15 protein-coding genes are annotated in these 25,139 nt (G+C 60.5%); 6 read left to right on the forward strand and 9 right to left on the reverse strand.

What is annotated here, in order from left to right; translation table 11 throughout:
* Window positions 1-137: 137 nt before the first annotated feature.
* From QMX91_RS15620 to QMX91_RS15650, 7 genes are all read right to left on the reverse strand, one after another.
* Window positions 138-1,457, reverse strand: coding sequence for an MFS transporter (locus QMX91_RS15620; protein WP_007965880.1), 1,320 nt, complete (start codon window positions 1,455-1,457; stop codon window positions 138-140).
* A 321-nt stretch (window positions 1,458-1,778) separates the two neighbouring features.
* Window positions 1,779-3,110: a sigma-54 dependent transcriptional regulator gene (locus QMX91_RS15625; protein WP_135296446.1), complete on the reverse strand. Its 1,332-nt coding sequence runs from the start codon at window positions 3,108-3,110 to the stop codon at window positions 1,779-1,781.
* Entirely contained in the window at window positions 3,110-4,870 is a 1,761-nt protein-coding gene (locus tag QMX91_RS15630) for an ATP-binding protein (protein ID WP_223007773.1), read from the reverse strand. The genes QMX91_RS15625 and QMX91_RS15630 overlap by 1 nt, the downstream gene beginning before the upstream one ends.
* Before the next feature lie 83 nt (window positions 4,871-4,953).
* The gene (locus QMX91_RS15635) at window positions 4,954-7,623 is read right to left on the reverse strand and encodes an RHS repeat-associated core domain-containing protein (RefSeq protein WP_282413001.1); all 2,670 of its coding nucleotides are present in this window, start codon (window positions 7,621-7,623) and stop codon (window positions 4,954-4,956) included.
* A gap of 26 nt (window positions 7,624-7,649) precedes the next feature.
* Entirely contained in the window at window positions 7,650-10,442 is a 2,793-nt protein-coding gene (locus QMX91_RS15640) for an RHS repeat-associated core domain-containing protein (protein ID WP_282413002.1), read from the reverse strand.
* Entirely contained in the window at window positions 10,427-14,962 is a 4,536-nt protein-coding gene (locus tag QMX91_RS15645; RefSeq protein WP_282413003.1) for a SpvB/TcaC N-terminal domain-containing protein, read from the reverse strand. The genes QMX91_RS15640 and QMX91_RS15645 overlap by 16 nt, the downstream gene beginning before the upstream one ends.
* Window positions 14,963-15,152: 190 nt before the next feature.
* Window positions 15,153-16,676 (reverse strand): fumarate hydratase, encoded by a 1,524-nt coding sequence (locus tag QMX91_RS15650; RefSeq protein ID WP_027612504.1) that lies wholly within the window; start codon window positions 16,674-16,676, stop codon window positions 15,153-15,155.
* A gap of 521 nt (window positions 16,677-17,197) precedes the next feature.
* Between QMX91_RS15650 and QMX91_RS15655 the strand changes: the two genes are divergently transcribed.
* The 3 genes from QMX91_RS15655 (at window position 17,198) to QMX91_RS15665 (ending at window position 20,182) form a co-directional block, all read left to right on the forward strand.
* Window positions 17,198-18,304: a GGDEF domain-containing protein gene (locus QMX91_RS15655; RefSeq protein WP_027612505.1), complete on the forward strand. Its 1,107-nt coding sequence runs from the start codon at window positions 17,198-17,200 to the stop codon at window positions 18,302-18,304.
* Window positions 18,297-19,232, forward strand: coding sequence for an iron-sulfur-binding ferredoxin reductase (locus QMX91_RS15660; protein ID WP_282413004.1), 936 nt, complete (start codon window positions 18,297-18,299; stop codon window positions 19,230-19,232). Before QMX91_RS15655 ends, QMX91_RS15660 begins: the two co-directional genes overlap by 8 nt.
* Window positions 19,233-19,432: 200 nt before the next feature.
* Window positions 19,433-20,182 (forward strand): enoyl-CoA hydratase-related protein, encoded by a 750-nt coding sequence (locus QMX91_RS15665; protein WP_223007778.1) that lies wholly within the window; start codon window positions 19,433-19,435, stop codon window positions 20,180-20,182.
* Window positions 20,183-20,437: 255 nt separating this feature from the next.
* Here QMX91_RS15665 and QMX91_RS15670 read toward each other — a convergent pair whose 3' ends face one another.
* Both QMX91_RS15670 and pyk read right to left on the reverse strand, forming a co-directional pair.
* Window positions 20,438-21,718, reverse strand: coding sequence for a hypothetical protein (locus QMX91_RS15670; RefSeq protein ID WP_223007779.1), 1,281 nt, complete (start codon window positions 21,716-21,718; stop codon window positions 20,438-20,440).
* 229 nt (window positions 21,719-21,947) lie between these two features.
* Window positions 21,948-23,399, reverse strand: coding sequence for a pyruvate kinase (gene pyk, locus QMX91_RS15675; RefSeq protein WP_003227610.1), 1,452 nt, complete (start codon window positions 23,397-23,399; stop codon window positions 21,948-21,950).
* Between the two features lie 233 nt (window positions 23,400-23,632).
* Between pyk and QMX91_RS15680 the strand changes: the two genes are divergently transcribed.
* The 3 genes from QMX91_RS15680 (at window position 23,633) to QMX91_RS15690 (ending at window position 25,034) form a co-directional block, all read left to right on the forward strand.
* The gene (locus tag QMX91_RS15680) at window positions 23,633-23,983 is read left to right on the forward strand and encodes a hypothetical protein (protein WP_282413005.1); all 351 of its coding nucleotides are present in this window, start codon (window positions 23,633-23,635) and stop codon (window positions 23,981-23,983) included.
* A gap of 76 nt (window positions 23,984-24,059) precedes the next feature.
* Window positions 24,060-24,446: a hypothetical protein gene (locus QMX91_RS15685; protein WP_098965300.1), complete on the forward strand. Its 387-nt coding sequence runs from the start codon at window positions 24,060-24,062 to the stop codon at window positions 24,444-24,446.
* A 228-nt stretch (window positions 24,447-24,674) separates the two neighbouring features.
* The gene (locus QMX91_RS15690; RefSeq protein ID WP_095137007.1) at window positions 24,675-25,034 is read left to right on the forward strand and encodes a PilZ domain-containing protein; all 360 of its coding nucleotides are present in this window, start codon (window positions 24,675-24,677) and stop codon (window positions 25,032-25,034) included.
* Window positions 25,035-25,139: the final 105 nt, after the last annotated feature.

Consider the following 25,139-nt stretch of genomic DNA (forward strand, 5'->3'; position numbering starts at 1 on the left):
GTCCTGATACCGAGTCGCCCCAATCGCGAGCAGGCTCACTCCTACAAAGGGCGGCGTACACCAATCAATGTAGGAGTGAGCCTGCTCGCGATGAGGCCATAACAGCCACCATCACAATGGTTGAACTGACTCATTCCTCAGTCAGTCACGATCCGCGAGTGTTTCTGCGTGTCTTTCATGGTGATGTACACCAGCAGCGACACCGCGATGCACGCGGTCACGTACCAGTAGTAACCGGTCTCCATGCCGATGCTCTTGAACCACAGCGCGATGTATTCGGCGGTGCCGCCGAAGATCGACACGGTCAGTGCGTACGGCAGGCCGACGCCCAGCGCGCGGATTTCGGTCGGGAACAGTTCGGCTTTCACCACGGCGTTGATCGAGGTGTAGCCGCTGACGATGATCAGTGCCGCCATGATCAGGAAGAACGCGCCCCACCAGGTCTGGATGGTGTGCAGGGTCATCAGGATCGGCACGGTGAAGATCGTCCCGAGTACGCCGAAGGCGATCAGGATCGGACGCCGACCGATCTTGTCCGACAGGCCACCGATGATCGGTTGCAGGCACATGAACAGGAACAGCGTGGCGGCAGAAATGGTAGTCGAGTCGGAGATGCTCATGCCGACGGTATTCACCAGGTATTTCTGCATGTAGGTGGTGTAGGTGTAGAACGCCAGCGTGCCGCCCATGGTCAGGCCGACCACGGTCAGCAGTTCTTTCGGGTGGCGCATCAAGGTGCGCATCGCGCTTTCCTTGGACTTCTCTTTCTTGGTGAACGACTCGGTCTCTTCCATGCCGCGACGCAGGTACAGCGCGACGATCGCGCACAGTGCGCCGATGGCGAACGGAATACGCCAGCCCCACGCGTACAGCTGTTCGGTGGTCAGCATGTTCTGCAGCACGATCAGCACGCCCAGCGCGATGAGTTGGCCAGAGATCAGGGTCACATACTGGAAGCTGGAGAAGAAGCCGCGACGCTCCCTGGTCGCCATCTCCGACAGGTAGGTGGCCGAGGTGCCGTACTCGCCGCCGACTGACAGGCCTTGCAGCAAGCGCGCGAAGACCAGCAGGATCGGCGCGCCGATGCCGATGGTTTCGTAGTTGGGGCTGAGAGCGATCAGCAAGGAGCCGAAACACATCAGGTAGACCGAGGCCATCAAGGCTTTCTTGCGACCGACCTTGTCGGCGTACAGGCCCATCAGCCAGCCACCGATCGGACGCATCAGGAAGCCCACGGCGAAGATCGCGGCGGTGTTCATCAGTTGCGCGGTGGTGGAACCGGCGGGGAAGAAGGTCTTGGCGAAGTACAGCGAGAAAGCGGCGTAGACGTACCAGTCGTACCACTCGACCATGTTGCCGACCGAGCCGCTGAAGATCGATTTGATCCGGCTGGCGGTGGTTCTTTCTTTGGCGGGCGCGGCAGCCGACCCAAGGGGCAGGGCGTTGGAGTTATCCATTGAAGGATCCTTCGTTTAATTGTTTTTGTGGAGCGCGTTGGAACGCAGCCTGTCTGGGCTATAGCAGGAGCTGTGCCAACGGGAGGAGGGCCGGTTTAGAGGGGGCGGAAAGATTGAATGAGCGGAAATCCGCTTATGGCTGGATTGTGGTGAGCGGAAAATTGCTCATTCAGGCTGATGGATAAATGTTGCCTTTGCGGGCCTCTTCGCGGGCAAGCCCGCTCCCACAGTGGTCGGTGGTGTTCACACATTCTGTGTTCAGCACAAAACCCTGTGGGAGCGGGCTTGCTCGCGAAGATGCCTGATCAAACACTGCAAAACTCAGCTGCCCGGAACAAACATCTCCCGGCTCAACCCATGCCGCTGCAGCTTTTCATTGAAGGTCCGGCGCGGCAGTTGCAACTCTTCCAGCACCGCTTTCACATCGCCCTTGTGCCGGGTCAGCGCCGCGCGCAGGCATTGCGCTTCAAAGGCTTCCTGCTGCGCGGCGAGAGACTGGCCCGGATCGATGCCCTGCACCGGCTCATCCAGGCCCAGCACCTGGCGCTCGGCGACATTCGCCAGTTCCCGCACGTTGCCCGGCCAGTCGTGGCTGAGCAGGTGACTCAATTGCGCCCCGCTCAACGGCGGGAACGTGCGGCCCAGACGCTGGGCAGCGCTGAAGGCGAACGACTCGAACAGCAGCGGAATGTCTTCGCGGCGATCGCGCAGCGGCGGAAGGCGCAGCTCGGCGACGTTCAGGCGATACGCCAGGTCTTCGCGAAAACGTCCGGCCCGGGCCTCATCCAGTAGATCAGGCTTGGTCGCGGCGACGATCCGCAGATCCACGCGAATGCTCTGGTTCGAGCCCAGGCGCTCCAGCTTCTGCTCCTGTAACACCCGCAGCAATTTCACTTGCTGCGCCAGTGGCATGCTTTCGATTTCATCGAGGAACAACGTGCCGCCATCGGCATATTCCAGTTTGCCGATGCGCTTGCCGGAAGCGCCGGTGAACGCGCCACTTTCATGACCGAACAGCTCGGCTTCGAACAACTGCTCGGGGATCGCCGCACAGTTCAGCGCCACGAAAGGCTTGGCGGCGCGCGGGCCGAAATCATGCAGGCAGCGGGCGATCAGTTCCTTGCCGCTGCCGGTTTCACCGCGGATCAACACGTTGACCGGTAGCGCCGCCAGATCCAGCACCTGTCGACGCAAAGTCTGCATGCCACGGGACACGCCGAGCAGCGTCGCATCGAGTCTGGCGCGGTGGTCGGCCTGCTCGTGCAGGGCGCGGTTTTCCAGGACCAGCCGCCGCTTGTCGAGCGCCCGGCGCAGGCTGCCGAGCAGGGTTTCCGGGCTGAACGGTTTTTCGAGGAAGTCGTAGGCGCCGTCACGCATGGCTTCGACCGCCATCGGCACATCGCCGTGACCGGTCAGTAGAATCACCGGCAGATCGGCATCACGTTTCTGCACTTCGGCGAGCAACTGCAGACCACTGAGCCCGGGCATGCGCACATCGCTGAGGATCACCCCGGGAAAGTGCGCCGGCAGCGCGGCGAGGCAATCTTCGGCGCGGCTGAACAGCTGCACCGCGAACCCCGACAGGCTCAGCCATTGCTCGACGGCGCTGCGAATGCTGCTCTCGTCATCGACCACCATCACCGAGTTGAGCATCAGATGTGTGCCTCCAGATCGATCGGCAGGGTCAGGCTGAACACAGCGCCGGCCTCGCCATTTTCTACGCTCAGACGCCCGCCGGATTCATGCACGATGGCAAAGGATACCGCCAGCCCGAGGCCGAGTCCGTCACCCACCGGTTTGGTGGTGAAGAACGGGTCGAACACCTGATTCAGGTGCTGTTCGGCAATCCCGCCGCCATTGTCGATCACGCTCAGGCGCCACAGTTGTTCGTCCACCTCCAGGCGAATTTCCAGGCGCTTGCACGGTTTGCCCTGCATTGCATCGAGGGCATTGCGCAGCAGATTGATCAGCACCTGTTCGAGGCGTATTGCATCACCACGCACCCACGCCGGACGCGTCAGGTGCAGCACCAGACTGACCTGTTCGTCGCGTAGGCGCGCATCGAGCAGTTGCAGCGACTGATCGACCACGGTCGCCAGATCCAGCCGTTCGCGCAGGCCGCTGGGGCTCTTGCGGGCGAAGGTTTTCAGATGGCCGGTGAGCGATGCCATGCGCGTGAGCATGTCGTCCACCGGTTTGAGCGCCTTGTACGCATCATCGACGCGGCCATGTTCGAGCAGCAGGCGCAGCGTCGCCAATTGCATGCGTTGCGCGGTCAGCGGTTGATTGATTTCGTGGGCCAGTGCGGCGGACATCTGCCCCAGCGCCGCGAGCTTGGCCGATTGCACCAGACCGTCCTGCGCGGTGCGCAGATCGCGGGTGCGTTCTTCGACCAGTTGTTCGAGTTCTTCGCGGTTGCGCTGACGGACTTTCGACAGGCGCCAGCGCTGATTGAGGAACAGCAGCAAAAACACCAGCGCCAGCCATACACCTGCGGCGGCCAGCCCGGCGTTGCGTAAGTCTTCGAAAGCCACTTGCGGGCGGCGCAACAGGTGCAGGGTCCAGCCTTCGGTGGCCAGCGGCAGCGATTCCCACAAGTAGTCCGCCGTTCCGTCCGGGCCTTCGACCCGGCGCAGGTCGCTGTTGTCGTCGAAGTGACGCAGGGACAAATGCGTCAGCGGGATCAGCGATTGTTTGTCGTACTGGCGCGTGCGCTTGATCTCGTCCATGTCGCGGCTGTCCAGCGGCCGCAACGAGCGATAGCGCCAGCCGGGCTGGTTGGCGATGAAGATGATCCCGCGTGCATCGCTGACCAGCAGCGTGTCGCTGCCCTGGCTCCATTCGCGCTCAAGCTCGGGGAACTCCAGCTTGACCACCATCGCGCCAAGGAACTCGGCATTGTCGCCGAGCACCGCGCTGGACAGAAAATAGCCGGGGATGCCGCTGGTCACCCCCACCGCATAAAAGCGCCCGCTGCCCTGAGTGCGGGTCTGGCTGAAGTACGGACGAAAACCGTAGTTGTGGCCGACGTAACTGCTCGGCAGGCGCCAGTTGCTGGCGGCCACCGCGAGGCCAGTGTGATCGAGCAGTTCAAGGGTCGAGGACTGCGCCGCGCCGTTGATCTGCTCCAGCTTCAGATTCAGCGCGTTCTGTTGTTCAGCACCCACCGGCCCGGCCAGCGCGCTGCGCAATTGCGGGTCCAGCGCCAGCACGGCGGGCAGGGCGCGATAGCGGTCGATCAGGGTGTGCAGCGAGTTGGCATACAGCGCCAATTGCTGGCTGGCGCGGGTGGCGTCTTCCTCCAGCGCCTGACGTTCGGCGTGGCGGATGGCAAGGGTCGCAGCGATGGCCGCGCCGGCAATGATCAGCAGGGTGTACAACGACAAACGCAGGGTACGGGAAGTCGGCAGCATGCTGGGCTAATGGATAAGGGGACGGGCGGGCACGATAGCATGCGCCGAAGTGGCTCGGCGCACTGTTCGGACGGCCTTTGACGTCACACGTACGTTTCGCCGGCAGACACCCGCTGAATGTATTTCGTCCGGGGCTTGGGGATGGGTTTAAGCCTTGAATTCTCAGTGACTTTGCTCTGCAGTTGTTGCAGGCGATTGTTCACGTCTGCGCCGATGTCGGGGGCGTCATCCATGACCGCTTGTGCCGTCTCCAGCACCTTGCTGATGGCGTCGAACGGGTCGAGTCCGCTTCTTATGAGTTTGATGACCTCGCGTTGTTTGTCAAGGGCAAGGGTCTCCAACTGGTTGTGGAACAGCGCCAGTGTCCGCTTGTGATATGCGTTGAGGATATTGGTCATGTTTTTGATGCTTTCCACCACCTCCGTGCCGCCATTTAGCAGATCAGTGGTGCTATCAACCACGCGGGTGACGGTATCACCGAGGGTTTGCAGGCCATTCTTGAGTTCCTGGGTGCGCAGCGTTTGCGCGAGTTTCAAGCCTTTCTTGAAAAAGTAATAGCGCAGCAACGGGAAAACGACCATGCCCGCCAGCGTCCCCACACCACTGCCGATGGCATTGCCAACTCCTGGTAGCGCCGTGCCTATAAGTCCACCGATGGCGAGCCCTTTCCCCGCACCGTAAAGAGCCGATTTGATGCCCTGCCGGGACTTGAGAAATTTGCCGAACGTCATGGTTTTGCGCAGGTCTTCGATGTCTGCGCCTTCGGGGATCAAATCGTCGAACTCGCGACTCAGGTTGTGTAATTGATCGGCCGCTGTTTCGGCTTTGTCGAGCAGGCCGACCGCTCGTTTGGCCAGATCGAAAATAACCTTGTAGGTGCCCGTCCGGTCGACATGGATCGCCGGGTTGTTGCCGACAAAAGCGTACAGGTTCAGTCCGTCCACGTCCCGGGCCGGATCAGCACTGATCCAGCGTTGCAGCCATGGCGCGTAATACCGCGCGCCGTAGTAGTACAAACCGCTGGCATCCATTTCCTTGCCCGAGTAACGGATCGTTTTGTAATCCGCTTCCACGGCTGAACGGGCTGCCCACCAGGCCGTGCCGCCGAAGGCGTAATAATGCTCCAGGCTGATCACGCCAGCGTGGCGGTCCAGTTCCAGCGAGCAGGATCCGAGGTGATCGTCGAGGCTGAAGCGCAGTTGATCGGCCTCGATATCCGCCGGTTGACCGCTGAGCCAATGCAGGCAACGCGCGCCCGGCAGCACGATGACATGCAGTTGCTGGCCATCGCTGCGGCTGTGGATTTGCAGCCCTGGCAGGTAACGTACCTCGCGGCGATCGGTGATCGACGGCGTATGCCTCAGCGTGCATTTGTAAACGCGCTGACCCTGGCTGTAGCGATAGATTTCATCGTCGTCGGGCAGGCCGTTGCTGTGTTGCAGCAGGGTGACGCGGGCCAGTTGATCGTAACTGTCCCACGCCAGAGACAGGCCGCCGTGCTGCAGTTTCAGCTGGTTGCCGTGGCGGTCAAAGTAGTCGCCGAACACCGGTTCGGGGTCAGCGGGTTGGCAGCGCAGCCCCCGATTGCTGTCAGGGGCGATTTTCATCTGTTGCGTGAAGTTGTGGCCCTTGCGCACATGCACCAGCTCAACGAGGTTATTTCCCGCGTCGTAGTGATATTGCTCGCTGTAGTTGAAACGCCGCCCCGGGTCGATGGGCTCAATCGGTTGCGGCAAACCTGGCGACTGTTGCGGGATCTGGCCTTCGAAGCCGCGACTTTCGCTCAGCCGATACAGCGAGTCGTAGACAAAATGACGATCACCATCGACGCGCTGATTGGCGAAATACACCGTGGCCAGGGTGCGATCCTCGATACGCAGGACATTGCCGACCGGGTCGTAGGTGTAGTGCAAGTCCTGCAGCGGTTTTTCCTGATCCTTGCAGGCCAGCTGATTCAGCAGGCGACCGTCAGCGGGATCGTACACGCGGCGGCTGCGCACACCATTGCCGGCCCGTTGTTCGAGCAGTTGGCCGGAGGCGTTGTACGTGGCAGCGTCGACCACCGGTTGTGCCGCGTCAGCCCCGGCTATCCACAGCGATACCTGATGTAACTGGCCGGCGACATCGTAGCTCGAGCGTTGCCGGTGACCACCGGCGTCGGTGACTTGCACCACATTGCCGTGCGCGTCGAAATCCGTACGAGTGATGAAAGCCGCCGTCTCGCCAGACAGCGTACGGGTTTCACTCACTGCCTTGCCCTGCAGGCTGTAGCCGTCGACCACCACTGTGGCGCCCGGGTCGGCGCTTTCGCTCAGTTCACCGCGCAGGTTATGCCCGGGGTCGGCATTGTGGTCGGCATAGGTGTAGCGCTCGACATCGACTTGCGCATTTTCATCGACGGCGATCAACCGCATCATCGGATCGTAGCGATTGCGCCATTGCTTGCCGCGCTGGTCGTGGCGTTGCAACACCTCACCGGCCAGACCGGGCAGGTTTACGCGCCAGCCGGAATCGACGCTGTCGATTTTCAGTGGGTCGCCGTCCAGACGGTAAGCCGTGGTCAGGCAGGGCACGGGGAGGCGCGGGTCCCATTGTTCGATCAGGCGGCCGTTGGAGTCGTGGCGTTGACGGTTGATCTGGCATTCGACTTCGGCGCCCACCACCGCCCGCAAATAAGCCACGTTTCTGACCGGCAGCCCTCTGGGATCGTGAGCCGACAGAGCAGGAGTACGCCAATGCACTGAAGGATTCATGCCCGCACTTCCGTGAAGCGGATCATTCAGGCTGCCTTTTTCCGGGTTCGGCGCTGCGCCAGCAAGAACTGATTGTCGGTAGTCCCCATCTCTTTGTACGACGTCATCATGTCTTGAGAGCGCTTGATGTTGGAAAGAGTAAAATTGGTCAACCGGCGCAAGTCTGAGCGAGAGATGGGGGCCAGGGTCTCTGCCGATGTCATATGGTTGATATTTGGCAGCGAGTCGGCCGGGTACACAATGTCCGTGCCCAGTGCATCGAATGCATTTTCAGCCCAGCCGGCACGTTGTTCTACCGCCGATTTCCAGTCCTCGAGCATTTTGTCTATTTTCTGGATCTTTACCGGATCAAGGCGGTTTTTGATGTCTTCTGCCTCTATTGCCCGGGCAAACATATTCAGTGCTGCGGGAATGATCGATATCCACGAAGCCATGAGCCGGCCCATCATGAAGGAGGGGTTGAGTACCGCATCAAGGCCCGGATGAATCAGCTCATCCTTCACGTCTCGCCAGGAGCTGATTTCCTTGACGGCATCTCTGATGCCCAGCCCATGATCAATCGCGTTGACCGAGATCCGCGAGGTCTGCGGAATCAGTGGACCCATTCCGATGCCGGCGCTGTTGGCTATCGGATCTATCATGGCCGTGGCGGAATCGCCGCCAATATTGCCGCCGATCACCCCTCCGGTCGTGGTGTAGGGTGTGGTGTCAGGCATATTGGGAATGACCAGGTCAAGCAGATCGCCGCCTGCGGCACCGCCCTCATAGCCGACGACCCCTCTCACGACTTCGCCTACCATGTTCAGTGCCAGATTCATTGCCACACCTTCCTCATGGAGAATGTTGTGAATTTGCCCCACAACCTGCGTGGAGTGGCCCTGGACGCTCGAAAGAAATGCTGAATACAGCATGATCACACTTTCCGCTCTGTTGTTTCCGTCAGGATCCACATAGCGCAGCGGATTGTTGCCGACGTACGCATACCGGTTCAGCCCGTCCACATCTCCCGCCGGATCCGCACTGACCCAGCGTTGCAACCATGGCGCGTAATACCGCGCACCGTAGTAATACAAACCGCTGACATCCATTTCCTTGCCTGAATAACGCAGTGTCTTGTAGTCAACCTCGACAGCCGAGTCGGCGCTCATCCACGCGGTCGCGCCGAACGAGTAATAGCCTTCGTGACTGATCAGGCGTGCCTGCTGGTCCAGTTCCATCACGCATGAGCCCAGGTGATCATCGAGGGTGTAACGCAGCTGGTTGTCGGCAATGCCCGGCGGTTTGCCGCTCAGCCAATGCAGGCAACTGACATGGCCTGCGCCGGCGGCGAGGCTGATGACGTGCAGCTCCTCACCGTTGTCCTTGCTGCGGATCTCCAGTCCGGGCAGATAGCGCACTTCGTGGAAATGCCGGTTGGAACCGCTGTAGGTGTCATGGCGTTTGTAGACGCGCGCGCCTTGGCTGTAGTGATAGAACTCGGCGTCATCCAGGCCGTTTTCGCGTTGAACCAGAGTCACCGAGGCCAGTTGATCGCGGGCGTCCCAGCGCAGTGCCTGTCCCGGTTGCAGGGCCATCAGATTGCCGTGGCGGTCGAATAGCTGATCGAAATCCGGTGCGGGATCACCTTCTTTCCAGCGCACACCGCGATTGCTTGCAGGGTCGATACACATCTGACGGGTCTGACAGGCACCGTCGCGCACATGGCACAGTTGCGTCAGGTTGCCGCCGTTATCGTAGCGGTAGGTCTGCAGGTAATTGCGCCGGTCGTTGGGGTCGCTCGGTTGCGGTCGGCCGGGGAGGTCGCTGGGGGCCGCGTCGTCGTAACCGCTGGCGCTGGTCAGCCGATACAGCGAGTCGTAACGGAACGCACGTTCGCCGTCGACCCGCTGGTTGGCGAAGTGGCTGGGCGTGAACACGTGGTCGAGGATGCGTGTCGGGTTGCCGACCGGATCGTACTCATAGCTCATGTCCTGCAGGGGCGGCTGCGCCCCCTTTTGCGCCCATTGCCGCTGCAGGCGCCCAGTGGTTGGTTCGTAGTCCCAGTAGCTGGCAATGCCATTGCCGGTCTGTTGTTCGATGATTTGTCCGACGGCGTTGAAGTGCGAGTCGAGCAACACGTCCTGCCAGTCGTGGTCGCCGGCCAGCAGCAGTTGCAACTGCTTGAGCTGACCGGCGACGTCGTAGCGCGATTGCTGGCGGTGGCCGCCAGCGTCGGTCTGCTCCAGCATCGCGCCCAACGGGTTGAAAATGCGCTGGCTGACAAACACCCGGGCGTCGGCAAAGGTGCGGCTTTCGCGCAGTGGCTGTCCGGCCAGGCTGTAGCTGTCCAGGTGCAGGCTGCCGGACGGGTCGAACTGTTCCAGTAATCGGCCGCGCTGGTTGTGATCGGCCGGGGCACTGGCATCGGCATAGGTGAAGGTGTCGCTGAGCGGGTCGACGCTGTTGCTGATCGCCAGCAGGCGCAGCAACTCATCGTAGCGGCTGCTCCAGTGCACGCCGCCCGCGTCCCAGCGCTGCAAGGCTTGTCCGGCCAGCCCGGGCAGGCTCAGGCGCCAGCCGGCATCGACGCTGCTGACCTTGAGTGGCTGGCCGTTGAGATCGTAAACATGGGTGGTACTCGGGCCGCTCAAGCGTGGATCGAACTGCGCCACCAGACGCCCGGCAATGTCGTGCTGTTGGCGAGTCAACAAGGCTTCGGCAGGGTCTTCGGCCAATACGCGCAGATAGGCAATCTGACGCAGTGGCAAGCCGCGACTGTCGATCACGACGAGCGACGGTGTACGCCGATGCAGGTTGGCGCTCATCAGTGCAGCGTCCATGGTGATGTCGATTCCGGCTCAGCGGATTCATCGGTGTCGTTGAAGTCTTCGCTGGCCTGATACCACGGATGATAGGTCTCGCGGGAAAAATAGCCCTTGGCGTTGATCAGCTTGACCAGACGCCCGAGCGGGTCATAGAACAGTTGATCGAAGTAGCCGTACCGCCGCAGGGATTGATCATTGACGTAGCCATGGGTGTCGGCAAAAAACGGCCGGAACTGCCGTACCGCGAGCCCTTTGTTGTTGTACTCGACCCGCGCGCTGACCCGCCAGCGCGGATCGGCGTGTTCCTCGCGCAGCTGCCCGCGATCGACGATCAGCGACCCATCGGCAGCGACCGCACAGGCGATTCCTGGCTCGACCCGTTGCAGGGTTTGCAACGCGCGGCCAAAGCCGTCCACGTAGCTGATGATGATCTGCACCAATGCCGCAATCGGATCATTCGGGTAACGGTCGGCACTCAGCGCCACGCTGTGCACCGGTTTGCGTGCAACCGTGCTGATGAGTTCGCGCAGGGCCTGTTCGGCGGGAGTCGGCGACGTCAATTGCGCCAGCCGCCGTCGCGCGCTGGCGCGAATGTGCAGGCTCGGCAACACATCACCGCTGGCCAGCCATTGCTCAAGCAGCTGCGGCGTTGCATCGACCGCCGCAGGCAACTGTCCCATCCAGCTGAACAAATCCTTGCGCAAGGTGCTGGCGGCTTTTTGCACGGCCGCTTGCGGGTCGGCAATGGCAGCGTCCGGACTTGGATCTACCGGGCGCACGTATTCGCTGAGCGGGCGGAAACCGGCGGCGACAGCGTTTTCGGTGCCGTGAAAACTGGTCGCCAAGGGTTGGCCGGACGGCTCGTAAAGCGCTTCCTGAATATTCTCGTTGGCATCGATGATGCGCACCGGTTGCCGGGCGTGGTAATCGTATTCGCAGCGGGTGATGCAGCCATCCGGCAGTTCTACGCTGATGACCAGCAGCCAATACTCGTCGTACCGCGCCTTGGTCCAGCCGTGGCTCAGGGTTTCGCGGTATTCAAGTACCCGGAAGAAATTCTTGGCATCGGCGTACTTCGCGTAGGTGTAATGCGCGGACCAGAGGCTTTCTGCGTCCGCGTTTACCGCCGTGTCATCGAACAGTAGCGGCATCAGTGTGTAACCGATTTTCGCCAGCTCCTGCAGGATATCGAACGGTGGCGGCAGAATGTCGTAGGCGGCGAGGGCCGTCTTGTCGAAGCTTGCCATTTCCAGCGGCCCTTTCAGTGCTTCGAATTGCGCCGAGCCGTCGGGCAGCAGACTGCCGTCCTCTTTGTTGATATAGCGCTGCATGGTTTGCCCGGTCAGCACCCGCAGGGCATTCCACTCGGGCGAGCTTACATGCTCGTTAAGTAATTCCCATGTCAGCTGTTGCGGGTTGAGGCCCGATGGCAGATCACCTTTGGGCAGTACCAGGGCATTGCTGCGTTGCTGCCAAGGCAGGCCCAGTCGCCATTCACAGAGCTTCTCGTCCAGATCAATCGAGCGCGCGCGCGTTTCGTTGAGATAAAAAAACCGCTGCGCCATGTCATGCGCGTCCCGCCACCACTGTTGTTCGTCGGGGTCGCTGAACGGCGGAGGATCGCCGGGCAGGCGCCGTCGCGCGTAACTGATGGTCAGGCTGTGAGTGGCGTGGCCGTATTCGCTGCTGGCGAGCAAGACTTCATGGCGGCATAACGGGTCGTCAATGAAACCATCGTACTGATAGCTGATTTTTTCCAGGGTCTGTACCAGCAGCACGCTCGCCGGCTCTCGCAAGTTGGCGGGCCGGACATCACGCACCAGGTAACGAAATTCTTCTACAGCGTAGAGCCGTGCATTGGCTGGCTCGTCAGTGGCGGTCCAGGTTTCGATGCGGGCGACGGCGCCGACCAGCGCGCGAGCGATTTTATAGCGTACGTCTTCGTCGTCTGGCGTGACCGGTTCATCGCATTCATCACTGTCGTGATAGCGGCTGAATACGGTTGGTCGCAAGTCAACGGCACCACTGTCACCGTCGAAGTAGCCATGTCTTGGCCGATCCATCGCCTGCCCGGTCAGGTACCAGGTACAGACGCGCACCGGTGCTGTAAAGCCGAGCTCGTCATCGCCCGTGGCACTTTCGCTGTCGGTCTGTTCCCGGTAACCGAAACCCCGAAACTCACGCTCGATGCTGTCGTAGACGCCTTCGCGATAGAAGCATGATTGCGTCAGGCAATTGCCGGTTATTTCATCCAGCTGGCGTTGCCGGGCGACGACTTGAAGCGCGAACGGTAGATGGCACACCGGCGTTTCGTCGGGATGATCGGTAAGCCATTGCTGTTTTTCATCCAGCCATTCCTGTGCAGAGCTGCGATAGACCACCTGCGTGGCGCAGCCCATATTGTTGTTGGTAGCGGTCAGCAAGTAAGGCTTGGCCGCGACAAAGTCGTAGCGCCAGTGCTCGGGGTTCATGTGCGGTACCGTCAGGATCAGGCTGGCACAACCCAGGCCTTGCAGGTCGGCGAAACTGACCTGGCACAGGCGGTCGTAGCTCACGCCTTCCGGCCACGGCACGAAGACAGGCGTCTGTTCCAGGCCATTGCCCCCACGATTGAGGTAGATCTCGAAGCCTGAAGGTTTCAGGCACAGCAAGGCCGGCGCGCCGGAGCCGTCGATATCGGCGATCCGGATGTGCTCTGCGTTGAATTGGTCATACCGGAAGGGCAGGGCACTGATGACCCGGCCTTCGCCGAATTTGCCATGCCCCAGATTGGGCCAGCATTTGATTTCGTTGTACCGGATCCGGCACAGCTCGCTCATGTCACTGCCGAGCATGTTGCCCAGAAATACGAGTTCTGTGGGGGCGTTGCCGAACAGCGGCAAACTGTCCTCATCGTCTTTGCGAGGCACGTCTTCGGCGCCGGAAAAACCCTGTTCCCGTTGGTTGGCATACAAGCGCACCGCGCGCGGACCGATCATTGCCAGCGAGTTGAGGCCGTTGCCTCCCAGGTCGCCGAGCTGCGAAAGGGTGTGAAAAAACTCCAGCGGCATGCCGGTAAACGCGATGAACGGCGCCCAGCTGCGGTCAGCATTCAACGTGCGATACCCGCTGCTGCCCGGTAAGGCCGCGATCCAGTCCAGCCGCCCGTTACCGGTCAGGTCGAGCAAGAACTGCTGGGCGGCGTCGTGCCTGGCCACCGGGATCTGCTCAAGCTCGGTCCAGGAAGCGTAGGTGATGGCGTCTGACCCCGACGTTGCGCGCAGCGGTTCGCGGTAATACCAGCACTGATCGTAGCGGCAGAGAAATCCCGGTACACCTTCGCCGTACAGATCGACGCACTGGTAAAACTGTCCATCCTCAAGGCCCGGCATGGTGTCTTCGGCGAACATCCGTGACGGGGTTTTATTGATCTCGAAGGGTGAGTAATCAAACTCCACCGGCGGCGTCGTCTCCAGCGCACCGCTGGCATCGAAGGCCTGATAGTGGGCGGCGGTGATCCGGTTGTAAGTCCACGGATCAGCGGGCGACGGGTATTCCAGCAGCAGCCGCCGCACCAGCAGCGGATCCTCACCGGCAGGCCGCGAGAAGTTATGGAACATCAGGATTTGCCGGCACAGCCGCCGCGTGCCCAGTTCGAAACCCTGACCGAAGGTGGAAAACGGATCCCGGCGTTTATCCCAGACTGCCAGGCTGTCGCCACCGTACACCGGGGCCTCTGTCAGTGAACGGGTGCGCTCGCCGTAATCGAACAGCAGATGGAAATGCCAATCCAGTTCGGCCGGATCCTCCACGGTCCAGCTATACAAATGCTGGCTGGCTGTGACGTTGCCATAGAAAATCGCGCGCAAGTAGCGCTGGGCGCGGTAGTCGTGAGTCGGGTCGGGGTCCTGATCATCGGCCAGATAGTCGAAGCAGATGTGCTCGCCCTGCGGGTTCATGCTTTCGCACAGCAGCCAGCTGCCGACGCGCAGTGGATCGTCCGGATCGGCGCGGCGCGAGGCGCTGGTCTTGCCGTATACCTGCAAGGAGCCGTCTGCGCCGTGGATCAGCCAGAAGGGCGGCCCCTCAGGTTTACCGTCTGCAGTGACGGGCTGCCAGCGTTCGCGCAGGGTAAAGTCGCTCTCTACCCGGGGCCAGAAGCGCACCACGTGATGAGCGCCGACGGAAATTGCGTTGTAACTGTCTTCGGGACGCGACTTCGGTGTGCCATCACTGTTCAGTTCGGGATGCCACACTTCACCGTCATCACCGATGATTTCATCGAGATCGCTATACCGCGGCACGCCTTTTTGGGTACGACGGCTGATCTGTCCAATACCCAGGTTCCAGCCGACGCCAAACGGCCCGTTGCCGGCCTGACTGCTGTAGGTCAGCGACAGTTGCGGATCCCAGCCACGTCCGGCGGACAGGGGCAGTGGCAGTTCAAATGAAGCCGCGCCAGTGGCGCCAACCGCCCCCCAGCTTTTGCCGATCGTGGTGATCGAGGCGCTGCTGGCGATGGACGGGGTGATGATGCTCAGCTCTTGATCAGCCATGGTCGGATCCATTTCACACGCGAAGCACGTGCGTGGACAGACGCTACCAACAAGTGGAGATCTCGTAACCTGTCAGATCTGACAGGTGCCAAAGAGCCATTAATGTGCAGGGTGCCCCGCACGGACAGGCGGGCACAAAAAAAGCCGGCCCGTCATATGACGGGCCGGCCTTTTTACAGCTGCGAAACGCTTACTGCACTTCTACCGCCAGGCTTTCGGCGATCTTCTGTTGCCAGATCGCCGGGCCGGTGATGTGTACCGACTCACCGTTGCTGTCCACCGCGACGGTGACCGGCATGTCCTTGACCTCGAACTCGTAGATCGCTTCCATGCCCAGCTCGGCGAAGGCCAGCACCTTGGACTTCTTGATGGCCTGGGCCACCAGATAAGCGGCGCCGCCCACGGCCATCAGGTACACGGCCTTGTTGTCCTTGATCGCTTCGATCGCGGTCGGGCCACGTTCGGACTTGCCGATCATGCCCAGCAGGCCGGTCTGCTCAAGGATCTGACGGGTGAACTTGTCCATCCGCGTCGCGGTGGTCGGGCCAGCCGGGCCAACCACTTCGTCACCGACCGGATCAACCGGGCCGACGTAGTAGATAAAGCGACCTTTCAGATCCACCGGCAGGGTTTCACCCTTGTTCAGCATCTCGACCATGCGCTTGTGCGCCGCGTCGCGACCGGTGAGCATCTTGCCGTTGAGCAGGACGGTTTCGCCCGGCTTCCAGCTCTGCACTTCTTCCGGGGTCAGGGTGTCGAGGTTGACGCGACGGGCCGACGGGCCGGCTTCCCAGACGATTTCCGGGTAGGCATCCAGCGATGGCGCTTCCAGCGATGCCGGGCCAGAACCGTCGAGCACGAAGTGCGCGTGACGCGTGGCGGCGCAGTTCGGGATCATGCACACCGGCAACGAAGCGGCGTGAGTCGGGTAATCCATGATCTTCACGTCAAGCACGGTGGTCAGGCCACCGAGGCCCTGGGCGCCGATGCCCAGTTGGTTGACCTTCTCGAACAGCTCCAGACGGATCTCTTCGATACGGTTCTGCGGGCCACGGGCTTTCAGCTCATGGATGTCGATGGATTCCATCAACACTTCCTTGGCCATCACTGCGGCTTTCTCGGCGGTGCCGCCGATGCCGATGCCCAGCATGCCCGGTGGGCACCAGCCGGCACCCATGGTCGGAACGGTCTTGAGCACCCAGTCAACGATCGAGTCGGACGGGTTGAGCATGGCCATTTTCGACTTGTTCTCGGAACCGCCGCCCTTGGCCGCCACGTCCACTTCCACGGTGTTGCCCGGGACGATGGAGTAGTGGATGACTGCCGGGGTGTTGTCCTTGGTGTTTTTGCGAGCGCCTGCCGGGTCGGCGAGGATCGAGGCACGCAGGACGTTTTCCGGCAGGTTGTAGGCGCGGCGCACGCCTTCGTTGATCATGTCGTCCAGGCTCATGGTCGCGCCATCCCAACGTACGTCCATGCCCACCCGCACGAACACGGTGACGATACCGGTGTCCTGGCAGATCGGCCGGTGGCCGGTGGCGCACATGCGCGAGTTGATCAGGATCTGCGCGATCGAGTCACGGGCCGCTGGCGATTCTTCGCGCAGGTAGGCTTCGTGCATCGCCTGGATGAAATCCACGGGGTGGTAATAGGAAATGAACTGCAGGGCGTCGGCAACGCTCTGAATCAGGTCGTCTTGCTTGATCACGGTCATGAGTCGCGCTCCTCTAAAAGACGGGAACATTCAATAAGGTGCCTGCGGCTTGGGTGCATCGGTCGGTCGCAAGCACCTTTCAAGGCACGCCGGGGCTGCTGGCGCGACGCTAAAAAGGCGCGGCAGTATACCGCGCCTCTTCGGGGCATACACGCGTCGGCAGTCATTCGTTGGTCGCATGGTTGGGCGAATATCGAACATCGGGTTTGCACTTCAATACCCACCCCCTCACCCCAGCCCTCTCCCCCAAGGGGGCGAGGGGGGAAGGGAGCCGATTTGTGGCGAATTCAAAACCTGAGTTCGGCATGATGTATCAGGTCGGCGTATCTCAAATAAACAATGCGGTCAGTTCCCTCTCCCTCGGGGAGAGGGCTAGGGTGAGGGGCTTTTGAGGCCACACTTTTGACGTCAATTTTCGAGCCCGAAAATCGGTGGTCATTTATCGACCGCCCCTCTAAAGTGGCATCCGGTCTGTAGAGTAGGACACTCGGTCAGCCTCCTATCGCACGGTGAGTCAACGATTGACCCATAACGCCATTCAACGTCTTTTGCTCAAGCGCTTTGCCCTCGCCGCAGCCACCTATGGATTGGCTTTGCTGCTGCTGTGGCTGGCGTTTTTCACCGGGCATTACCCGCAATCATTGAACAGCGTGGCCATCGGCAGCGCGCTGGTGGTGATCTGCCAGGCCACGTTGTTTACGCTGTTCTGGTCCGGGCGCAACCAGCGCTTTGCCGACCCCAGCCTGACCGAAGCGCAAGTGCTGCTCGGGCTCGGCTGGCAGACCTGGCTGATCGCTCATCTGGACGAAGCACGTGGCGCGTTTCTGGTGTTCTACGTACTGATCCTGCTGTTCGGCCTGTTTCATTTAACCCGGCGCGCGTTCATTCGTTGCGCGCTGCTGGTGTTCTTCAGTTTCTGTGCGATCACCCTCTGGGATGGCTACCACTTCCGTCTGCCGGATCCGGCACTGGCGGCGTTGCAAGTGTGCATTCTGGCGATGGTGCTGGCGTGGCTGGTGATTTATGCACGCTTCGTCCAGGTTTCACGGCAACGCATGCGCCAGCGCCGGTTTGCCTTGCAGGCGCATCAGGACACCCTGCGCGGGATGATGCGCCAGCTCGAAGATCTGGTGGCCACCGATGAGCTGACCGGACTGTTCAATCGCCGGCATTTTCTGCGCCTGGCCTCACGGGAACTGGCGGAGATGGAACCAGGCGTGGTGCATGGTCTGGCGCTGATCGACCTCGACCACTTCAAACGCATCAACGATCTGCACGGCCATGCCGCCGGCGATCAGGTTTTGCAGGCATTCGCCGGCGTGGCGGGTGCCTGCCTGCGTGACGGCGACGTGCTGGCGCGTTACGGTGGCGAGGAATTCGTGGTGTTGCTGCCCGACTGCGATGCCGAACGCCTGACCGCCTGTTGTGAACGCCTGCGCATTGCTTTCACTGACGTCGAACTGGTGGGCCTGAATGTGCGCAGCCTGAGTCTGTCGGCAGGCATGACCCTGCTGGAACTGGGTGATGATCTGGACGACGCCTTGCAGCGCGCTGATCAGGCGCTGTACCGAGCCAAGCGCGACGGGCGCAATCGCTGTGCAGCGGCATGGGAGAATGTGGATGCCTGAACTTCGCGTCGGTGATCGGCAATGGTCGGTGGCGGCGGGCAGCAATTTGCTCGACGCGCTGAATCAGCACGGCGTCGCGGTGCCTTACAGCTGCCGCGCCGGCAGTTGCCATGCCTGTCTGGTGCAGTGTGTTCAGGGTTCGCCCGCCGACAGTCGCCCGGATGCCTTGAGCGCCGAACAGCGCCAGCAAGGCTGGCGGCTGGCTTGTCAGTGTCAGGTTACGGAAGATTTGCAGGTACACACCTTCGACCCCGTCACCGACGGGCGCCCGGCGGTGGTCGAGGCGCTGGACTGGCTCAGCGATAACGTCCTGCGTTTGCGCCTGACCCCGCAGCGACCGCTGCGCTACAGCGCCGGGCAACATCTGGTGCTGTGGATCAACCACATCGCCAGACCCTATTCGCTGGCGAGCCTGCCGCAAGAAGACCGCTTTCTCGAGTTCCACCTCGACTGCCGCCAGCCCGGCGAATTCAGCGATGCGGCGCGGCGCCTGCAGATCGGCGACCCGATCCGCCTCGGCGAACTGCGCGGCGGCGCGTTGCATTACGACCCGGACTGGCACTCGCGCCCGCTGTGGCTGCTGGCGGCCGGTACCGGGCTGGGGCCATTGTTCGGCGTGCTGCGCGAAGCCTTGCGCCAGGATCATCAGGGCGCCATCCGCGTCATTCACCTGGCCCATGACGAGCGCGAGCACTATCTGGCCAAACCCCTGGCGGCGCTTGCTGCGCAGCGCGAAAACCTCAGCGTCGAGCTGTGGACGGCGGCCGACTCAGCCGCCGCTTTGGCGCAACTGCGCCTTGTTTCCCGGCAAACCCTGGCCTTAGTCTGCGGCTCGACTGCCAGCGTCGATGCGTTTGCCAAGCGTCTGTACCTGGCCGGACTGCCGCGCAATCAACTGCTGGCCGATGTGTTTTTGTCCCGCGGTTGAGCGCTGAATCTCGTGTGAAGGTGAACTCCTGTGGTGAGGGGATTTATCCCCGATGGGCTGCGTAGCGGCCCCAGGATTTTGTGAGTGCTGCGCACTCAATCGGGGATAAATCCCCTCACCACAGTAGTTCTGGCTCACCACAGCAATCCAGCCTCACCACAAAAGAACTCTGTCAGCCTTTTTAATGTTGAGTAACGCTGATGACCGAAGCCATCCTGCTCGAACGCGAACGCGGTTTGCTCACCCTGCGACTCAATCGCCCGGACAAGAAAAACGCCCTGACCCGCGCGATGTACAGTCGCCTCGCCGAAGCCCTGAAGCAGGCCGACAACGATCCTGACATCAACGCCGTGCTGATCACCGGCAGCGCCGAGTGTTTCACCGCCGGCAACGACATCGCCGACTTCATCCAGCAACCGCCGAGCGACCTCGACAGCCCGGTGTTCCACTTCATGCTCAACCTGCTCGAATGCCGCAAACCGGTGATCGCCGCTGTGGCCGGCGCAGCGGTGGGCATCGGCACCACGTTGCTGCTGCACTGCGATCTGGTTTACGTCGCCCGCGATGCTCGCTTGCGCATGCCGTTCGTCAATCTCGGTTTGTGTCCGGAGTTCGGCTCCAGCCTGATCCTGCCGCGTTTGCTTGGCCAAGCCAAAGCGGCGGAGTTGTTGCTGCTCGGCGAAGGATTCAGCGGTGAACAGGCGGCGCAGTGGGGCATTGCCAGCGAGGCGTTGGGCAGCGGCGAAGCGGCACTGAACAAGGCGCGGGAGATGGCGTTGCGTTTCGACGAGCTACCGGCCGAAGCGGTGCGTATCAGCAAGCAATTGATGCGAGCGCCGGATCGCGAATTGATCCGTAAGGTGATCGAGGAGGAGGGCGCACTGTTCACCCAGCGGTTGCGCTCACCGGAGGCATTAGCGGCGTTGACCGGGTTTATCAAGCGGCACTGAGATCTTCGCTGATCTGGACGGCCTCATCGCTGGCAAGCCAGCTCTCACAGTTTTTGTGGTGGATGCAAAATCCGTGATCGCCGCCGAGTCTTGTGGGAGCTGGCTTGCCAGCGATGAGGGCAGGACGGGCATCACATCTTTTGGCTCAGAATGCAAAAAGCCCCGGCACTCACATACCGGGGCTTTGATGAGGCAAGACATTAACTCCCGTGCAATAGGACGTTTGCCTAAACTGCTATCAGCGAGGAATGCACTTCAGTTAGGCAAGTACCGCAAGATCACCGGATTTCCAGGTTCCTCGTCTTTCGGGACGAGCGGGATGGCGCTCACGAGAATTTTTTCATCATCGGGTTGCAGGGCAACTCTCGCCATATACCTTCCTTTTCCAAAGGATGGCAGCGTCTGTTTGACATAACCCTGTCCATTGCCAAAGCTGGTATCTGGTGTCCCGTTGCTGTTAAAGCGGGCTACGACAAGCTGGTGAGTCATGGGTTTGAAAGTGCCTGCCGACCCCACAACGACCGATCGGCCGTTCTCTTGAAAGGCGCTGGCCTCCCATTGTGTTTCCTTGTCCAGGGACGTCAGCAATGGTTGACCCTGATTGAATTGAATGTTCGGTTCACCATTGGGCTCGGAGCTGATCAACAACGCTTGAATATCTGGAAATGCGCCCGCTGTACCAACCCCGAGAATCCGTCCGTTGTTCTGTCGCACAAGTTGATTGAATTCCGATGCACGCACATCGAACACCACGAAGCCATTTTTCATCCGGCCAAACGATTCATCGGGCTCGCCATTCTTATGAAAGCAGGCAAGCATGGCATGGTGACTTGATGCGGCGAGCGTCAAGCCTCCAACCACATATTTCTCTTGCTTGTCGTCAACCAGCAAGCTCCGCAATAGACTCGTTGGGTTATGGGGGTTTTTGATATAGATATAACCTTTAGCGGAGAATGTTTTGTCCGGTTTTCCCTCGGGCGTCAGGCGTATGATCCATCCGTTGCGATGAAACGTGAGGATCTTGCCATCACTCAAGATCACCATATCCGTCTGACCAGCGGCAGAGTTTTCCAGAAGTTGACTTTGTTCCATGGAAGGCGAGTCGTGGTCCTCCAATAATTCCAGACTAAACAGGCCATCTTCCCCAAACGTTTTATCCAGTGATCCATCTTCTTCCAATCGGTAAAAATAGGAAAAGTTGGAAGTGCTCGAAGCATGATCGGCGTGAACAATAATCCTGCCATCAGTTTGCAAAGCAAATGAGGAAAGAGCACCAAACCCGGGAAGAAGGTATTGGACTAAACCGTTCTCGCCATACTTCGGATCAGGATTGCCCTTTAGATCCAGGCGGCCCATGGTGATGTAGACGGAATCGCCTCTGGCGGAACGCCCGCCGAAATAAATCCAGGAATCAGTTACCATCAGTTTTTGGATATGGACAGTTCCGTAGTCCGGATTTCCGTTGACTATCGTCACAATTCCTTTGTCGCCGAAATCGGTATCGAGCATCCCGCCGTAAGTTTTTTGACTAATCATTTTTTCGACCTCGTGCAATTGCAGAAAAGAGCAGGTCGTCAGTTCATCGCACGATAGAAAAGCGTAAAAACTCTGAAGATTAATGATCGGACGAGTTTCGATTAAAAGCTTCCAGCGTCAGTGGCACAACTGTCAGGTCTGACAGTTGTAGATTCGCCCGACAGGTGTTAACGGTAATAAAAAAGCCCCGGCATTCGCATGCCGGGGCTTTTGGTTTTCAGCGAATCACTCAGACCTGCGGGTCGCCAACGTGCAGGATCTTCATGCCGTTGGTGCCACCGGTGGTGTGGTAGCTGTCGCCCTTGGTCAGGATGACCCAGTCGCCTTTTTCCACAACGCCGCGCTTGACCAGCTCGTCGATCGCTTTCTGGCTGACTTCGTTCGGGGCCAGCGAGGCCGGGTCGAACGGCACGGTGTACACGCCACGGAACATCGCTGCGCGAGCCTGGGCTTCGCGGTGCGGGGTGAACGCGTAGATCGGCACCGAGGAGCGGATGCGCGACATGATCAGCGGGGTGTAACCGCTTTCGGTCAGGGCGATGATCGCTTTCACGCCCGGGAAGTGGTTGGCGGTGTACATGGTCGCCAGGGCGATGCTTTCGTCGCAACGCTCGAATTCCTTGCCGATACGGTGGCTGGACGTCTTGCTGGTCGGGTGCTTTTCAGCGCCGACGCAGATGCGCGCCATCGCCTGCACGGCTTCCAGCGGGTACAGACCGGCAGCGGATTCGGCCGAGAGCATCACGGCGTCGGTGTAGTCGAGCACGGCGTTGGCCACGTCGGACACTTCGGCGCGGGTCGGCATCGGGTTCTGGATCATCGACTCCATCATCTGGGTCGCAACGATCACCGCCTTGTTGTGGCGGCGTGCGTGCAGAATGATCTTCTTCTGAATGCCCACCAGCTCGGCGTCGCCGATTTCCACACCGAGGTCGCCACGGGCAACCATCACTGCGTCAGACGCCTTGATCAAACCGTCGAGGGTTTCGTCGTCGGCCACGGCTTCGGCGCGTTCGATCTTCGCCACCAGCCAGGCAGTGCCGCCGGCTTCGTCGCGCAGTTGACGGGCGTAGTTCATGTCAGCCGCGTCACGCGGGAAGGACACCGCGAGGTAGTCGACTTCCATTTCGGCGGCGAGCTTGATGTCGGCCTTGTCTTTTTCAGTCAGGGCCGGAGCAGTCAGGCCGCCACCGCGACGGTTGATGCCTTTGTGGTCGGACAGCGGGCCGCCGATGGTCACGACGCAGTGCAGTTCGGTAGCGGTAGCGGTTTCGACGCGCATCACCACGCGGCCGTCGTCGAGCAGCAGCTCGTCGCCCACGCCGCAGTCTTTCACCAGATCCGGGTAGTCGATGCCGACCACTTGCTGGTTGCCTTCGGTCAGCGGATGGCTGGTGGAGAAGGTGAACTTGTCACCGATCTTCAGCTCGATGCGCTTGTTGGCGAATTTGGCGATACGGATTTTCGGGCCTTGCAGGTCACCCAGCAGGGCGACGAAACGGCCGTGCTTGGCCGCCAGGTCACGCACCAGCTTCGCGCGAGCCTTGTGCTCGTCGGGGGTGCCGTGGGAGAAGTTCAGACGGGCGACGTCCAGACCAGCCAGAATCAGCTGTTCGAGAACTTCCGGCGAGTTACTGGCCGGGCCAAGGGTAGCGACGATTTTGGTACGACGGACGGACATGCAAAGACTCCTGAGTTCAAGCGCTAGCAGAGGCTACTATGCTCTTGGGGTGTAGTCATTGTTCGTTTGCACTACTTATTGTTTTCTTTATTGAACGTGGTTTTTTTCAACGACTGTGACCGGCAACCGCTACCGCTGGTCGGTACTGGTATTTCTTACAGGTGGCACGCGGTTTTTCGATCGCTATACAGATTGAATCCCGCCAATGGTGGCGGGGCTGCGAGGCTAACGACATGACAGCTGAAAAAGAAACACACCAGGCGCTGGAACCGCCAGTGATTGAAAGCCCAAAAGATGGCGACAAGCCAGGTGTCCGTTTTCGAGTGGAGGGAACAGGAACACCCGGAAATTTCTCGATCGCCTACAGCACCAGGGATTCATTGAATCCGCTGTTTGGCCAATTGATCAGTAGCAACGGGAGATGGAATACGTTCCTGGATCTGAGCAAATTCGGTTTTTATGTCGTTGAAAGAAGCCCGGACGGCACGGTTTCGCCAAGGTCACCGGTAGTGACCATCCATCTGGAGTCAACCCCATCTGCACCGAAGGGCGATGCCAACTCTCCCGAGGACGCCCCGCACTGATACCACGCTGTCGAGGGCGGCATTGAAGATTTTTCGCGCAAGGTCGATACAGACCTCAAGACAGGAGAACCTCCCCATGCGATTGTTGCCCATTGCCGCCCTTGCCCTCAGCGTCCTCGCCGTCACGGGCTGCACCCGTTGGTCGATGAACCATCATTTGAACAACGCCTACAGCGCCTACGACCGGGGCAATTGCGAGCAGGTGATGCTCGAACTGTCCAAGGTTGAACGAGCCAGCCGGGCCCGGCCGTATGTGTGGCCGGAAGTGTCGATGATGCGCGGCCAGTGCCTGGAACGGCAAAAAATGTACATCGACGCGGCGCAGACCTATCAGTTCATCATCGCCTCGTACCCCCACAGCGAATACGCCTTCCGTGCGCGCGCCCGCCTGGAAACCCTGCAGAGCCTGGGACATTACCCGACTCGCAGTGCAGCGGCAGTACCAAGTCCGCAACGTTTCTGATGCTGGTTGTCATACAAACGCTGGCCGACTGTACAAGCTGAGCTATAGTCCAGTGATCCGGTTCAGAGCCTGATTTTGGGCCGGGGCAACACCTGCGACTGGTAGAGGTTGAGGTGATGGCGTATTGGCGACCGTCACACCGGAAGCGGGGAGAGCGCGTCTGCAGGGCAGGCACGTTCCGAAGCAAAGGTGCGGCTCTGTGATGGAGCCTTGCATGGCGTACTGCGCATGTTTACCGATCGTCGAATTGAACGGCACCAGTTGCCGTACTTCCTGCGGGTGTACAACAGCGTCACCGACAAACCCATCGGTTTTCTGGGCAACGTGTCCGAGGACGGGCTGATGCTCATCAGCCAGTTGCCGATGATGATCGGCGTCGATTTCAGTCTGCGTCTCAAACTGCCATTCAGCGACGGCTGCCAGCAGGTCATCGATCTCACGGCGTGCTGCCTGTGGTGCCACGAAGACGCGACGCCCCTGCATTACGACGCCGGGTTCAGCCTGCAGCGTCCGCCCCCGGAATATGCGCAACTGGTCGAGGCGTTGCGTCAGTACTTCAGCTTCCAGCCATTGCCGGCCTCTGCCTGACTTCGGCGACGCTCGCATAATTGCTATCGCGGGCAAGCCCGCTCCCACAGTGTCCGGGGTTGATCAAAGCATTTGTGCACACCACAAATCCCTGTGGGAGCGGGC

It is taken from the genome of Pseudomonas sp. PS01299, assembly GCF_029960145.1.
Taxonomy (GTDB): Bacteria; Pseudomonadota; Gammaproteobacteria; order Pseudomonadales; family Pseudomonadaceae; genus Aquipseudomonas; species Aquipseudomonas putida_A.